Origin of the sequence: Eubacterium sp. 3_1_31, assembly GCF_964249515.1 — a bacterium.
In the GTDB taxonomy this organism is placed as follows: Bacteria; Bacillota_I; Bacilli_A; order Erysipelotrichales; family Erysipelotrichaceae; genus Longicatena; species Longicatena caecimuris.
On the sequence record NZ_CAXUBY010000039.1, the window covers coordinates 12,327 to 28,295 of the forward strand.

Annotated in this window: 14 protein-coding genes and 1 other annotated feature; of the genes, 1 reads left to right on the top strand and 13 read right to left on the bottom strand. The window is 38.5% G+C overall.

The features are described 5' to 3' along the window. Position 1 precedes the first annotated feature (1 nt). The 13 genes from ACESSZ_RS13065 to ACESSZ_RS13125 all read right to left on the bottom strand — a co-directional run bounded on the left by ACESSZ_RS13065 (position 2) and on the right by ACESSZ_RS13125 (position 14,953). Positions 2 to 826 carry an HAD-IIB family hydrolase gene (locus tag ACESSZ_RS13065; protein WP_008688694.1) on the bottom strand — a complete coding sequence of 275 codons (825 nt, stop codon included), beginning with the start codon at positions 824 to 826 and terminating at the stop codon, positions 2 to 4. A gap of 55 nt (positions 827 to 881) precedes the next feature. Next, positions 882 to 1,490 carry a hypothetical protein gene (locus ACESSZ_RS13070; protein ID WP_008688696.1) on the bottom strand — a complete coding sequence of 203 codons (609 nt, stop codon included), beginning with the start codon at positions 1,488 to 1,490 and terminating at the stop codon, positions 882 to 884. A 137-nt stretch (positions 1,491 to 1,627) separates the two neighbouring features. Further along, the gene (locus ACESSZ_RS13075; protein WP_008688697.1) at positions 1,628 to 2,383 is read right to left on the bottom strand and encodes an exodeoxyribonuclease III; all 756 of its coding nucleotides are present in this window, start codon (positions 2,381 to 2,383) and stop codon (positions 1,628 to 1,630) included. A 171-nt stretch (positions 2,384 to 2,554) separates the two neighbouring features. Further along, positions 2,555 to 3,844, bottom strand: a complete 1,290-nt coding sequence (gene obgE, locus ACESSZ_RS13080; protein ID WP_008688699.1) for a GTPase ObgE — start codon at positions 3,842 to 3,844, stop codon at positions 2,555 to 2,557. A 74-nt stretch (positions 3,845 to 3,918) separates the two neighbouring features. After that, complete coding sequence (rpmA, locus tag ACESSZ_RS13085; protein ID WP_008688701.1) at positions 3,919 to 4,203, bottom strand: 50S ribosomal protein L27; 285 nt, start codon at positions 4,201 to 4,203, stop codon at positions 3,919 to 3,921. Positions 4,204 to 4,205: 2 nt separating this feature from the next. Further along, positions 4,206 to 4,523, bottom strand: a complete 318-nt coding sequence (locus tag ACESSZ_RS13090) for a ribosomal-processing cysteine protease Prp (protein WP_008688703.1) — start codon at positions 4,521 to 4,523, stop codon at positions 4,206 to 4,208. Positions 4,524 to 4,527: 4 nt separating this feature from the next. Continuing rightward, entirely contained in the window at positions 4,528 to 4,839 is a 312-nt protein-coding gene (gene rplU, locus ACESSZ_RS13095) for a 50S ribosomal protein L21 (protein WP_008688704.1), read from the bottom strand. 12 nt (positions 4,840 to 4,851) lie between these two features. Then, positions 4,852 to 4,926 (bottom strand) — a sequence feature (ribosomal protein L21 leader region). A gap of 245 nt (positions 4,927 to 5,171) precedes the next feature. Beyond that, positions 5,172 to 8,255: a DNA polymerase III subunit alpha gene (gene dnaE / locus ACESSZ_RS13100; RefSeq protein WP_008688705.1), complete on the bottom strand. Its 3,084-nt coding sequence runs from the start codon at positions 8,253 to 8,255 to the stop codon at positions 5,172 to 5,174. A gap of 320 nt (positions 8,256 to 8,575) precedes the next feature. Continuing rightward, on the bottom strand, positions 8,576 to 9,526 hold the full coding sequence (locus ACESSZ_RS13105) for a DHH family phosphoesterase (RefSeq protein WP_008688706.1): 951 nt from the start codon (positions 9,524 to 9,526) through the stop codon (positions 8,576 to 8,578). Position 9,527: 1 nt separating this feature from the next. Further along, on the bottom strand, positions 9,528 to 10,724 hold the full coding sequence (locus ACESSZ_RS13110) for an acetate/propionate family kinase (protein ID WP_008688707.1): 1,197 nt from the start codon (positions 10,722 to 10,724) through the stop codon (positions 9,528 to 9,530). A gap of 16 nt (positions 10,725 to 10,740) precedes the next feature. Next, positions 10,741 to 11,058, bottom strand: coding sequence for a YlxM family DNA-binding protein (ylxM, locus tag ACESSZ_RS13115; protein WP_008688708.1), 318 nt, complete (start codon positions 11,056 to 11,058; stop codon positions 10,741 to 10,743). Then, positions 11,055 to 12,023, bottom strand: a complete 969-nt coding sequence (gene ftsY / locus ACESSZ_RS13120; RefSeq protein ID WP_008688709.1) for a signal recognition particle-docking protein FtsY — start codon at positions 12,021 to 12,023, stop codon at positions 11,055 to 11,057. Before ftsY ends, ylxM begins: the two co-directional genes overlap by 4 nt. Then, positions 12,023 to 14,953, bottom strand: a complete 2,931-nt coding sequence (locus tag ACESSZ_RS13125; protein WP_008688710.1) for a chromosome segregation protein SMC — start codon at positions 14,951 to 14,953, stop codon at positions 12,023 to 12,025. The genes ftsY and ACESSZ_RS13125 overlap by 1 nt, the downstream gene beginning before the upstream one ends. A gap of 285 nt (positions 14,954 to 15,238) precedes the next feature. On the opposite strand from ACESSZ_RS13125, the gene trhA reads away from it, so the two are divergent. Next, the gene (gene trhA, locus ACESSZ_RS13130) at positions 15,239 to 15,892 is read left to right on the top strand and encodes a PAQR family membrane homeostasis protein TrhA (RefSeq protein ID WP_008688711.1); all 654 of its coding nucleotides are present in this window, start codon (positions 15,239 to 15,241) and stop codon (positions 15,890 to 15,892) included. Positions 15,893 to 15,969 lie beyond the last annotated feature (77 nt).

Consider the following 15,969-nt stretch of genomic DNA (forward strand, 5'->3'; position numbering starts at 1 on the left):
TCTACCAACCGAAAGGCTTTAAAAAATGTTCTTCCATATACCATGCAAAGCCATCTTCATCATTGCTTTTCTTTGTTATATCATCCGCAATCGCTTTCGTATCTGCACTGCCATTGCACATACATACACCTAAACCACTGCATGCAAGCATATCATTATCGTTACTTGTATCACCAAATGCCACCACACTTGCGAAAGAAAGCTGATTCATCTCACAGTATTTCTTTAGCGCAAAAGCTTTTGAAACGCGATGATCAGCAAATTCCATTAAGGTTGACTGTGTTTTAAAGCCTTTATAAAACGGTGAAGGATGCTGGGCAACATAGCGTTCAATTGATGGCATAACCTCTTCCGTTACGCGAAACATGATCTTTGCATTCTCTTTTTGATACAGCTGTTCAGGCGTATCCATAACAACAATCTCTTTGTCACTGCTTTTAGCAGAATGTTGCATCATCGCATCATTGCGTCTACACAGTAAATAACCATCATGATAAATAAAGTAGTTTGCATCAAATGGCTCCATCAACTCAATGATTTCTTTAATCCATTCGGGCTTTAATTTATAATAGCCAAATTCTTCTTGTCTTTTTTCATCCCATAATTCAGAACCATTCATACCAATCAAAATATCAAAAGGATAAGAAAATCCCCATTTCTTTGCATTCCGCTTTAATTCATCCAACGGTCTGCCAGAAGCGATACCGAATAATACTCCATGTGCATGTAGACGATCAATCACCTCTTTGGTCTTCCATGTCAATCGGCGATCTGTTGTCACCAAGGTACTATCAATATAACAAATAACCAATTGTATATTTTCCATACTACTGCCCCTCTCTTAGAACGTATGCTCATTATACTACAAAATGTCAATGGATTTAAATTGCATCCAATAAAGCCCATAAACAATTTAATGAAAAAACATCTTTACTAACACCATAGCCAAAGCTAAGAATAAAAGCAGCTAATGGAAGCATGAGAGCAAGGAAAGCGATAAACCCATCGTTTAATATGGAAGGCAATGTTCCTTGATAGGCAAAATACATAGTTAAGCCAATTAGCACTGCAGACAACACCATAATGCAAGATAAGCGAAATTGCCATTGTTTCACATAAGCACTCTTTACCTGTAAAAAACTTTGTAAATTTTCATATTCTCCCTTCTTTCCCAGAGTGATAACACCAATATCATCCACCTTGTGAAGATCAATCGTTTGTTGTGTGAATAATAAAATATGTTTCTGGCGCTGTTTTTTGGCTTTTGCATAACGCACTAATGCAGAAAGAATGTCCTCACCATAAACAACATCGCAGATATACCCATACGTATCCAGATGTTTTGCTTCTTCCAATTCCCAGGCATCTTTTACACAAAGGCGCATTTGCATATGCTTACTTGCAAATAATGCTAACAGCCCTTCCATCGCCTCATCCTGTAATGTTTCATAATCTATATATACATATGATTTTGGTGCAAATGCTATCATAAGAAACCCTCCCTTTATAGTTCCCATTATATGGGATTCAGTAAAAGATTGCAATCATTTTCTTATATTTCTTATTTATCTTATATTTTTGGATGCAACATCATAATATAAAAAAAGCCGTACTTTCGTACGAACTTTTAAAAGTCAATGTCAAGTGAAACCGGACAATGATCAGAGCCAAATACATCTGTATGAATACTTGCTTCCTGTATCTTATCTTTGGCATCTTCACTCACTAAAAAGTAATCAATGCGCCATCCGGCATTTTTCTCGCGCGCTTTAAAGCGATAGCTCCACCATGAATATATGCCTTCCTGCTCTGGATATAAATAACGGAAAGAATCGATGAAGCCACTCTGTTGAAGCGTTGTCATCTTCGCTCGTTCTTCATCAGTAAAACCGGCATTGCGACGATTGGTCTTTGGATTTTTTAAGTCGATTTCCTTATGTGCTACATTCAAATCGCCACAAACAATCACACTTTTCTTTTCCTTTAATGCATTCAGATATGCGCGGAAATCATCTTCCCATTGCATACGATAGTCCAAACGCAATAAACCATCTTTTGAATTCGGTGTATACACACAAACCAGATAAAAGTTTTCATATTCACAGGTAATGACACGTCCTTCATGATCATGTTCATCAATACCCAGATCATAGGTCACCGCTATTGGCTTTTCTTTGGTAAACACCATTGTTCCACTATATCCTTTTTTATCTGCACTGTTCATATATTGATAATATCCGGGTGTTACAATATCCAATTGCCCCGGTTGCATCTTCGTTTCTTGAATACAAAAAATATCTGCATCTATTTCTTGAAAGAAATCCATAAAGCCCTTTGTCATACAGGCACGGATTCCATTGACATTCCATGATACCATCTTCATAAACATCTACCTCCATCACATAGCATTATGATAACGGATTTCATAGAAAATTACTAGTAGTTTAACCAAACATCTTGCGTTTCCATGTTACCTAAATATATTTTCTTTCATATGAAAAAGTCAGTGATGTAGCAAGACATGAAAGTCTGCAGATCATCACCGACATTCTGTTTATTCCATAAATTCAAATTCAATATTACAGATGACAACGGTATCGCCGTCCTGACATCCCGCATCACGCAATGCCTGGTCAATCCCCATCTTACGCATCTTACGCGCAAAACGCATGAAATCTTCTTCATTATCCAGTTTGCTCATCTTAAAGCTTCGTTCAATCTCATCACCAACGATTTCCCAATCACCATTTCCAAGATTGCGAATTTCGTACGCTGGTTTTTCGGGTTCAAATTTATATAAGACACCTTCGGCTTCCTCATCCACTTCTGCATCATTGAATAATGGAAATTGTGGTGTAGTTTCTAATAAATCAGCTGCCCGATATAATACCGGCTCCAAACCTTCCGCGATAATCGTCGTCGTTTCAAAAACTTCTACCTCAGGATAGGCCTTTTTAAAACGTTCTAGATTTTCTTTTGCTTTCTCTAGATCCATCTTATTCGCCAAAACAATCTGAGGACGTTCCATCAAACGATATTCATAGTTTGCTAACTCTTCATTTATGATCTTATAATCTTCTAGCGGATCACGGCCATCATGGCTGCCCATATCAACTACATGGATAATCACGCGACAACGTTCAATATGACGCAAGAATTGATGCCCCAATCCTTTACCTTCACTTGCACCTTCAATCAAGCCCGGCAAATCTGCCATAACAAAACTACGTCCATCCGGTACTTGAACCATGCCTAAATTCGGAGCTAAGGTCGTAAAGTGATACTCTGCAATCTCTGGACGTGCCTTTGATACAACGGATAAGAGTGTTGATTTTCCTACAGATGGAAAACCGACCAAACCAACATCGGCTAGCACCTTTAATTCTACTTGGATATCTAATTCTTCTCCTGGCGCACCTAGTTCTGCATATTGAGGAGCCGTATTTTTACTTGATTTAAAATGAAAATTTCCTTTGCCCTTTTTACCACCTTTGGCAATAACCTCTCGTTGTCCTTTATGGGTCAGATCAGCAATGATCCTACCACTCTTCATATCTTTTACAATCGTTCCTAATGGAACTTTAACAACACAATCCGCACCTCGTGCTCCATGCATTTTCTTTGTTTTTCCCTTGCCACCTGGCTCAGCCGCAATCTTTTGGTTATAACGAAGATCTAACAATGTTGTTTTCCCTTCATCTACCATGAAGACAACATCACCGCCATCACCGCCATCACCACCGCTTGGCCCACCATAGGCAACATATTTTTCTCTACGGAAAGCAACGATACCATCACCGCCTTTTCCCGCTTTTACATGTACTTTTACACGGTCTACAAACATTTGCACACCTCCTTATCTATTTTTTAAACAAACTTTATTCAAAAATAAAATCCCCATGTGGGGATTTTTTATTCTTAAGCCTGTGGGTAAACTGATACTTTTTTCTTATCTTTACCTAAACGCTCGAATTTTACGATACCATTTACTTTTGCAAATAAGGTATCATCTCCACCTCTCCCAACGTTTGTACCTGGGTGAATTTTCGTTCCGCGCTGACGATAAATGATAGAACCTGCGTGGCAGTATTGTCCATCAGCTAATTTTGCGCCAAGACGTTTTGACTCAGAGTCACGACCGTTCTTTGTAGAACCAACACCTTTTTTAGATGCAAACAACTGAATATCTAATACGAATTTCATACTCACACCTCCTGATCATGTATTGAAATATAGTTATGATAATTTTCTTCCAGAGTTTTTAATTGAATCAGCATCGCTTCTAGTAAAAGCTCTGCCGTTTCATCTCTCTGTTTTAAACTGATTTTTACATATGCTTCTTTCATGACAAGTTCGCACACGTCATGTTTCGTCATTTGGTCCAAAACATTCAGCATTCCTACCGCGATAGAACTAACTCCGGCACATACAAGATCTTGACCATGTTCGCCATATTCTGCATGATTATGAATCAGCACTTCCTGTAGAAAATCCGACTGTCGTTTAACCTCGACGTTTACCATATTCTTAAGCCTCGATAGATTCGATTGTTAATTTTGTATATGGCTGACGGTGACCCTGTTTGCGATGAGAGCTTCCTTTTTTTGCTTTGTACTTGTAAATGATGATTTTCTTAGCTTTGCCCTGTTTTTCAACTTTAGCATTCACCTTTACACCTTTTACATATGGAGTACCAACGCGCAGTGCACGGTTGCAGTAAGCGACAACTTTGTCAAATACTACTGTTTCTCCTTCAGCTACATCCAATTTTTCAACGAAGATTGTTGCACCTTCTTCTACACGGATCTGTTTTCCGCCTGTTTCAATAATTGCGTACATAATCGCACCTCCTTCTTGTTTAAGACTCGCCATGCAAGGTGATGATTTCTCATGCTTAAACCCTGTTTTGAGCGGTTGTAAATCCAAAAGAGGACATACAACATAGATATGTTATCATAAACTCTAATAATTAACAAGAGTTTTTTTCTTTCATGCCTTCCTAATTTTTTCTTTCATTCTTTACTTATCAATTCGATATGACGATGTTAATACGCATGCAATCCATTTTGAGATAATTCTACAATAGTTGCAATCTTTTTTAACAAACATAATAAACATTGCGTTTACTTCTGTATCGCCAATCCTTTACTTCCTAACGAATGAAGCTAGCCTTATTCCTCATCCTTCTGTATACGTGTTAGTTTCTTGACCAAGCAGGAGGTTTCTTTATCAACAACTCCTTCCACATACAGATAATTCCCCTTGATTAGATCATCAGCATGTAGTTCATAAATATTTGGCATACAAACCAAATCAAACTTCCCTGTTTCATCAGCTCCTACCACAAACATCATTAAATGACCATTCTTTGTACGGAACTGTTTGGTACGCTCAACCATACAAATGAATTTCACATAAGAATGCAAATGTGAGGTCAATGCAATTAAAGGCACCAAACCTTGCTGCATTTTATCACGCAATGCCGTAATCGGATGAGCAGATAAGTAAAAGCCTAGCATCTCTTTTTCACGTTCAGCGCGCTGTGCCGCATTTTCTTTTAAAGAAGTTAATGCCGGCTTGCTTACTAATTCAAAATCAAATAATATTTGATCTTGATCCTCAATCTTCACCAGATCTCCATAACGTATTGCATCATCTAAAGATGCTAACAAAGAACTGCGATTGATCTTGAATTCGTCCAATGCCCCGGCAAATATCAGCATTTCCATTGTTTTTTTACCAAGCTTTTGCCCTTCCATACGCGCCACAAAATCAAAGAAATCTTTGAAGTTCCCACGTTTTTGACGTTCTTCAATTAGGACATTAGATACCGCATTGCCAATACCTTTAATACCAACAAGAGGAAAGCGCAATGCATTGCCTTCTATTTCATACTGGTTGCTGCTTTGATTTACTGATGGCAACAATATTTCAATATGTCGTTTTCTTGCTTCAAAAACATATTCACTCGTCTTAGTTTCTGAACCTATCACACTATTCAACAAAGCGGTAAAGAAGTACAAAGGTGCATTGGCTTTCAAATACGCCATCTGATAAGCAATCATACCATAAGCAACAGAATGTGAACGATTAAAACCATAATTCGCAAATTTCATGATCAATTCATAGACACGTATTGCCAAGCTCTCTTCATAACCTTTTTGTTTAGCACCTTCGACAAAATCTTCTCGTAAACTTTGTAATTCCTTACCTTTTTTCTTTGATATCGCCTTTCGCAAGTTATCCGCTTTGCCAAGTGAGAAGCCAGCCATTGTTTGAGCAATCTGCATGACCTGTTCCTGATAAATCATAACGCCATAAGTGTTTTCTAAAATCGACTTTAAATCAGGATGTAGATAATCTACTTTTTCAGGATGTGTACGACATTCCAAATAGCGAGGTATATTTTCCATCGGTCCAGGTCGAAAAAGTGCTACCGTAGCCACAATATCTTCAAAACAAGTCGGTTTCATCTTACGGATTAAATTTTTCATCCCTTCACTTTCTAATTGAAAGACTCCGACCGTATCTACTGATCGAATGAGCTGATACGTTTTCGCATCGTCTAAAGGGATATGCATGATATCTAAACGTTTCTCTTTCGCATTAATCTGATGGACAATTTCATCAATAATGGTCAGATTACGCAATCCCAGAAAGTCCATTTTGATAAGTCCCAATTCTTCCAAGTACTCCATCGTGAATTGTGTGGCACACATTCCTTCATCTACATCAATTAATGGACAAACATTAGAAATATCCTCATTGCTTAAAATTATACCGGCAGCATGCAAAGAGGAGTGACGCGGCAAACCTTCCAATTGCAAAGCAATGGCAAACAGCTTCCGCATTTGTTCACCGCTGTTGATCATTTGTTTGAATTTCACACGTTCCTGATAAGCATCCTGTAAAGTTACTTTGGGCCGATTTGGTACTAATTTACATAACAAATCAATCTGTCTTGGGGCAACTTGCATCGCTTTTCCTACATCGCGAAGTACCTGTTTTGCAGCCAAGGTATTAAATGTAATAATATGTGACACATGATGTTCTCCGTATAAATCATGCACATAGGCGATCACTTCATCTCTTCGATCATCTGGAAAATCGGTATCGATATCCGGCATAGAAACACGTTCAGGGTTTAAAAAACGCTCAAACAACAAATGGTAGCGAATCGGATCGGCATGAGTAATTCCTAAACAATAGGCGACTAATGAACCGGCAGCACTGCCACGGCCTGGCCCAATGTAAATATCTTGCGTTTTTGCAAAACGGATAAAATCCCAGACTATTAAAAAGTAATCTGCATATCCCATAGAAATGATAACATCCAATTCATAACGCAGACGCTGCTCATAAACAGATGGGATTTTCTGATATTGCATCCTTTTCTCAAGTCCTTTATGACAAAGCCTGCGTAAGAATTCCTCACTGCTCATACCATAACGATTTTTGAATTTAGGTAAAATGGCCTTTGGAAATTTCATTTCAACATGACACATCTGAGCAATTTTATCACTGGCTGCCAGATCATCTTCATCGTATAGTTCTACCATTTCTTCTTTCGAGCGGAAATATCGCTTTGGGCTATAATTCAGCATCTTATCATCTAAAGATACCCCTTGGTTGATAGCACATAGTGTTTTATAGCTTTCTTCACCTTTCGCTTCATCAAAATATATACGAGATAAAGCCGTCGTTGGTATTTGCATCTGTTGACATAATGCTTTTAAAAGTCGGTTCTTTTGTCGTAATAACGGGCTGTCGTTACGAGAGATTGCTACATAGAAAGTCGCGAAACTTTCCTTACACCGTTGCAAAAAGGCTGCCAAATGTTCCATCTCTTCTTTTATGAGATATGTTTCCATCTGATTTTGGTCACCATTTGTTAAGACGACACAATCTTTCGTATACGTTAACAACTCTTCCATTGTTAACTGTTCTTTCCGTTCTTTTGTATTTAGCATTGTAGATAATTTCATCAACGCTTGATAACCATCATCATTTTTGGCCAATAGTATAAAGCCAAATATTCCCTCTTCTTCAGCCACCTCTACTTCCATACCAAAGATTGGCTGAATATCAGCTTTCTTAGCCATATGATAAAAGGCCATGGCTCCATGCATAACTTCTTTGTCACAAAGTGCTACCGCATGATAGCCATACCGCTTAGCACTGTCAACGATCTTTTGTATGGTCATCGTACTTTGCAGCAAGGTATAACAGCTGCGCACATGCAGATGTACACTCATGACATCACCTCTTTCATTCTTATATTTTATCATGTATAAAAGAAAACTTGAACCTCTTCCACAGATTTCCTAAAGATTACATTGAGAATATCATTTTTCTAACCTTTTAGATTTCCTTTTCATTACATGTATGCACATACTACGTCTTTATAACGTAAGGAATACACATACTTATCTCTACCTTTTCATTTGGCAGGGAATTTCATCATAAGTTCACTCATAAAATGGTAGTTAAATAGTTTCTAAAGTACAGAAAACATGAAAAAAGTCTTATAACTATCGTTATACTACTACATAACAACAGTTTCAAGACTTTTTATTTATTCATCAATGCGTTTTAATAAGTCCTGTAATAAGCGATTAATGTCATCCTTCTTTAATCCCTTAACCCCACAGGCAAAGCGATGTCCGCCACCATGATAAGTATTGGCAATATCATTGATCGTTTTTTGGCGAGAGCGCAGGCTACCATTATAGATTGCGTTACCATCAGCATCTCGTTCTTTTTCAATAAATAAGGCCCATGCTTCAAATTCCTGTACACCGCCCATAACAAATACTTTTTCCTTCGCCTCATCAAACGTCAGTCCATAATGCTCGTAATCTTCTTTGGATACGATCATATAGGCTAATTTCTCTTCTAAGACACTGCAATTCGCACGAATATAATTTTCATAACGATATAGACGCAGACTTGTCGAAAAATTGTCTTCATTTGCCTTAGCTACATCCACACCACATGTTAATAAATAAGCAGCCACGTGGAACGTATCTGGTGTCATGGTTGAAATAGAAAAACGTAAAGTGTCAGCAATTAAACCACCATATAAATATTGTGCACACAGTGCAGATATACGAATACCTTTTTGCATAAACATATCTGCTAATATTTCACATGTAGCACCTTTCAGATCCTGAATAATTTCTACATCGGCAAATGTTTCGACATAAATATGATGGTCTATTTTCAATCGATAGGCAGCGTTTAGAAAGCGTTCATCATCCACACGGGCACTATTCGCCGTATCCAAGATAATAGCGAGACTCTGTGTTATTGTTTCATCATCTACAACATCCATTGCGGGAAAATTGCCGTCACGTGAACCGCTTCCACTCGACCCTAAAGCATATACCTGCTTTTTGGGATATGTATCTTGAATCCACTGTTTGAGACCAAACTGTGAACCCAAGGCATCACTGTCTGGAGAAACATGACGATATATCGTGATAATGTCATATTGCTCAACTAAATCAAACAGTGCTTGATACATCTTATTCACCTAACAATGCAAAGGTATCACGCGCAATCATCAGTTCTTCATTAGTAGGAATCAACCACACCTGAACCTTACTTTCTGGTTTTGATAATAATAGCTCTTTTCCACGGCTTTTTGCATTCAATTCTTCATCTAAGACGATACCAAATGCATCCTTCAAACGTTCGCATACCAAACGGCGAATATTCGTATCATTTTCTCCAATACCACCAGTAAAGACGATAGCATCCGCACCACCAAGCTGTGCATAATAGCCACCTACTGTATTGATAACACGATTCACATATACTTCCGTTGTTAAGATGGCACTTTCATTGCCTTCCTTGCAAGCATCTTCAATATCACGTGCATCAGAACTAATGCCCGAAACGCCTAGCATACCTGATTGCTTATTCATAACCGTATCCATTTCATCAGGAGTTAATCCTTCTTTTTTCATGACATACGTAACGATAGCAGGATCAATATCACCGCAGCGTGTTCCCATCATCACACCAGCCAATGGCGTAAAGCCCATGGATGTATTAATAGATTTTCCACCATCTACAGCAGTAATCGATGCGCCATTTCCTAAATGACAAGTAATGATCTTTGTATCCTTCACATCCTTGTTCATTAATTCTGCACAACGTAAGGATACATATTTATGAGAAGTTCCGTGGAAACCATAACGACGGATCTTATATTCATCATAATAACGCATTGGCAATGCATAAATATAGCTTTCTTTTGGCATTGTCTGATGGAATGCCGTATCAAAAACGAACACATGTTTACAGCTTGGTAGGTTTTCTTTAAATGCGTTATAACCAACTAAACCAGCTGGGTTATGTAATGGTGCTAAGTCATTTAAAGATGCAAATTTAGCAACTACATCATCTGTTACAGGTACACTTTCTTTAAAGATTTCTCCACCATGTACAGCACGATGACCTGCGCCAACGATTTCATCTAAGCTATTGACAATCTTATATTCTACCAAAGCTTCCAACAATAAAGCCACTGCTTTTGTATGATCTGGGATAGGCAATGTTTTTTTAATTTTCTCACCATCTACTTTAATGGTAAACATCGCATCTTCAAAACCGATTTTTTCGACGATACCACTCGTTAATACCGTCTCAGATGGCATTTCAAACAACTGGAATTTTAATGATGAACTACCTGCGTTCACTGAAATAATTTTAGACATTTCTGCTTTCCTCCTGCTAATTTTCCAATTTTTCTAATTCCTCAACCAGTGTACAGATTTCTGCATCACCGACTGCTTTTATTTTATCATAGATTTTGATTCTTGTTTCATAATTTTGCACAAGATGAAGTTTTTTCTCATACTCCTGTAAGATCAAAGAACTGCGTTTCATATGATCACTTACTGCTGAGCGCGAAATCGCTAACGTTTCCGCAATTTCCGAAAGTGAAAAATCTTCTTGATAATATAATTTCATCACTTCTGCTTGTTTCTCGGTTAAAAGTGTTTCATAAAAATCAAGCAGTGCGTTCATCTCTTCGGTTTTTTCGATCATTCTTCTAATAATCCTTCACACATGCTATATAAGTAAGAATCAATATCGAACGGACGAAGATCATCCACCGTTTCTCCTAAACCGATATATTTTACAGGCAGACCTAATTGTTCACGTATCGCAATGACAATGCCACCTTTTGCCGTACCATCAAGTTTCGTCAAGATAATCCCTGTCACATTGGTCGTTTCTAAGAAAATCTGTGCCTGTGAGATACCATTTTGTCCGGTTGTTGCATCCAACACCAACCATACTTCATGCGGCGCACCAGGAATTTCACGTTCAATAACACGGCGCATTTTCTCCAGCTCTTTCATTAAATTCGCCTTATTCTGCAATCTTCCTGCTGTATCTCCAATCAAATAGTCAATCTGATGTTCTTTCACATAGCGACACGCATCCACTAAAGCTGCACTTGGATCTCCGCCTTCGCGTCCCTTGATACAAGGCACATCTAAGCGTTGGGCCCAGGTTGCCAATTGATCTATCGCTCCTGCGCGGAATGTATCCGCTGCCGCCAAAGCAACACTACTTCCTTCTTCTTGAAAACGTTTGGTCAGTTTAGCCGTGGTGGTTGTTTTCCCACTGCCATTTACACCAACCATTAAGATCACCGTAGGACCATCTGTATTTTTATGAAAAGGAGCGTCCTCTTTTGCACAATACATATCTCGCATAACTTCAATCAGACAATCGGTGATTTCATTAAATTTCTTCAATTTCCGATCCATTGCACGATTTTCTACTTCATCAACAATTTTCTGAGCTGTTTTTATACCGATATCTGCCTCTAGCAAGACAATCATCAATTCTTCTAAGAACGCTTCATCAACACCAGCAAATCCCACTGCTAAACGGCGAATACGTTCAGAAAACGATTTTTTTGATTTATTTAAACCACTTAGATAGCGATCACCATCCTTCTTGGATGAAAATGTATTTTTTAATTTTGATAAAATTCCCATTATGCACTCACCTCTTCTTTATCAATCATATGAATTGCATCCTGCAGCTTAACTTTTAACAGCTGCGACACACCATTTTGTTGCATGGTAACCCCATATAATGCATCACATTGCGCCATTGTTCCCGGACGATGAGTCACTACGATAAACTGACTCTCTCCTCGGAATTGCCCAATGTATTTGGCAAATCGTTCAACATTCGCCTGATCAAGAGCAGCTTCTACCTCATCAAAGATGCACAGTGGCATCGTTCTCGCCTTTAGGATAGAAAAGAGCACACAGATCGCAATCAAACTCTTTTCACCACCAGAGAAAAGGCGAATATTTTGTACGGTCTTTCCTGGAGGCTGGACATCAATATCGATGCCGGTATTTAACACATCCTGTGGATCCACCATGAACAATCTAGCTTTACCACCGCCAAACAAGGCTCGGAAAACATCATTTAACTGCGCATTGATCTTATCAAACATCTCTTTAAACTGTTTGATCATGATTTCATCCATCTCATCGATTGCGGTAAGAATCTTATCCTTTGCCGCCAATAAATCTTCGCGCTGTTTCGATAAAAAGGTAAAGCGTTCACTCACCTCTTCATATTCTTTCGGCGCATCTAAATTTACATTTCCTAACGCCGCAATTTCCTGGCGCAACACGACAACACGTCTGCGAGCTTCCTCCATATCTGTATCTAATTTCATGCTCTGCGCATATTCAAACGTCATTTCATAAGTAGAACTCAAACGCTCCATACTTGTTTCTAACCGTGTTTCAGCTTTAGCTTGTGCGACTTCTACTTCGCGCATTTCATTCTGTAACACATTAAGCTCTCGACGTAATTGGCGAATCTGTCCATCCTTACGTTCCACTTCGTTTCCGGCTTTTAAACGACGTTCACGTTTGCTCTTCATCTGTGAGGTAATATCATCAATCTTAGAATGCACCGCGGAAAGCTTGACGACGATATCATCTTCCATCAGCGCACTATCTGCTAAATCTTCCTGCGGGGCAATTTGCTCGTAATCCGCCTTTAAACGATCATATTTCGCCCATTTTGCCTTAACGATAGGATCTAGCTGCGCACTGGATATCTGCATCTGCACAAAATCGGTACGCAAGCGTTCTTTTTTGCTTTGCAAAGCTGTTAGCTGATTCTTTAAGCCATCTACTTTCATGCTTTGACCATCTAGGCTTTGCAACACCTGATTCAATTCTTTTTGTATCGTTAAAGGAGTTGCTTGATTACGAGTACGTCCACCTGTCATACTTCCCCCTTTATTAACGATATCTCCTTCAAGCGTTACAATCTTATAGCCATAGCGCAACACCTTGGCAATCTCATTCGCATTCACCAGTTGGTCCACCACAATGACATTCCCAAACAATGCATCTCGCAAGGTGTTAAACCGTTCTTCATTTTCAACAAATTCACTCGCGATTCCTAAGAATCCTTCACAGTTTTCAGCCAACATGCGATGTTCTTTATTCATATAGCGTGGTTTCATGACAGTTAAAGGTAAAAAGGTTGCTCTACCTGACTGATTTTTTTTCAAAAAAGAAATTGCATGCCGCGCAGATGCCTCATCTTTTGTTACAATATGATACATTGCTCCAGCCAATGAATTTGAAATTGCCGTTTCATAATTCATCTGCGGTTTAAACAGTTGGGATACTACCCCTAAGATACCATTTAAATTTGCATCTAGTACTGCCTTGACCGCCTGTTGATGATTAAATGGCTGACGCGCTAAATTTTCTAATACATCCTTACGATTCTGCAAGCGATTCAAGATGGCATTCGCCTGTTGATTTTCCTGCAAACAATAAGAAATATCATTATCACATTTCGTCATTTCTTCCTTACGCAATGCCATATCCGTTTCCAAGTCTTGTAAACGGCGAGAACGATCCTCATATTCATAATGAGCCTCTTCCATCATTGCTTTTAATTCTTTCGCTTTCTCTGCATTACTGGCAAATTCCAACGCATATTTACGCTTTTCATCCATTTCGATCTTCCGCGTTTCCAACATACGGGCATCTTCACTTAATTTCGTAAAAGTTTCCTGTAATTTGGTGATTTCACGATCCAACTGATACATCTCATTCCGTAATTCACTATTTTGATTATCTTCTACGGAAATCGTTGTCTCATGCATCGCTTTTTGTGTGTCTAAATCAAAAGATTTCTTTTTCAGCTCTTCCATCTGCGTGTGCAGTTTTTCAATCTCATCCACTAACACACTAACCTCAATCTTTTCTAGTTCACTTTTTTTCTCAATATAAATATTCGCTTTCTTTGCCTGCCGCTTTAAAGGATTCACCTGACGTTCCAATTCCATAATGATATCTTCTAAACGAGACAGATTTTCCTGTGTTCGATTTAATTTGCCTAACGATTCATTTTTACGTTTCTTATACTTAGCCACACCGGCTGCCTCTTCAAATAAAGCTCTTCGCTCTTCAGGCTTTGCATCCGCAAAAGCTGAAATATTTCCCTGTGATATGATAGATAAAGAATCTCTTCCTAATCCAGTATCCATCACAAGATTAACGATATCTTTTAAACGGCATGGTGTCTTATTGATGAAATATTCGCCTTCACCGCTTTGACGATGCAAACGACGGGTAACCTCAACCTCTTCAAAATCGACATTCATAATGTGACGCGAATTATCGAAGACCAAGGTCACTTCAGCCATATTTACCGGTTTTCGTTCTGTTGAGCCATTAAAGATAACATCGCTCATACTGGTCCCACGCAGTGATTTTACGCTTTGCTCCCCCAACACCCAGCGAATGGCATCATTGATATTACTTTTTCCGCAGCCATTTGGCCCTACGATACCAATGACATCAGAATCAAAGGTGATGATGGATTTATCCGCAAAGGATTTAAATCCCTGCAGATCTATTCGTTTTAAAAACATAGGTGCCTCCATTCAAAAAGTCACGTATTGTCTGATAAATAATCATTACTAAAATACGAATCTGCTTTTTATACCGTTTTCTATTATATCATGATTTTTCCCATGTCTTACAAGATATTTTAAGATTCCCACATTTTTTCAATCAGCACTCTTACGGAAATGTGTTTCATATAGAGGACACTTCTTTATATGAGCGCTAAATAAATATTTCTTCGACAACCTTCGTTGAGCTTTTTATACAATTGTGCTACAATAGGTAACAACTTCATGGGAGGTGATGCATTCATGGAAGAAAAATCCATGCGTGATATGTATAAACTGGGATTAGGAGAAGAAGTTGCCAATTGTGTGACCCATGGAATCATGGCATTGCTTTGTCTTATCGCTCTTCCTGCCGCAGCTGTATACTCATATGAACTTGGTGGAACCTTGCGTTCGACAGGTGTTTCCATTTTCATAGTTTGTTTGTTTTTGATGTTTATCGTTTCTACCTTATATCACTGTATGCCTTTTGGTAGCGATCATAAATATGTTTTCCGTAAGCTAGATCATATCTGCATTTATTTTGCGATTGCCGGTAGTTATACCCCTATTGCTTTATGTGTCATCGGCGGTTGGGAATGTATTGCCATTCTTTGTATTGAATGGTGTGCCGTCATCGGCGGTGTCTTATTAAAAGCATTATCCTCAAAATCTTATCCGAAATTGTCTATGACGATTTATATGATTATGGGATGGACAGCACTCTTATTTATGCCTGCAATCATCCAGAATGTAACGCCACTCTTTCTAGGGTTGATCGTAGCTGGCGGTATCATGTATACCATTGGCGCCTTCTTTTATGGCAAACCACAACATAAATATTTTCATTCTTATTGGCATATTTGTATTAATATCGCCAGTATTTTGCATTTCATAGCAATTGTCTTTATTATGTAGGAAAGAGGCTGTAACGAAATAGACTGAATTGACAAGTCTATGAGGTTACACCTCTTTTTTCTATGCTTTGTTCTGAA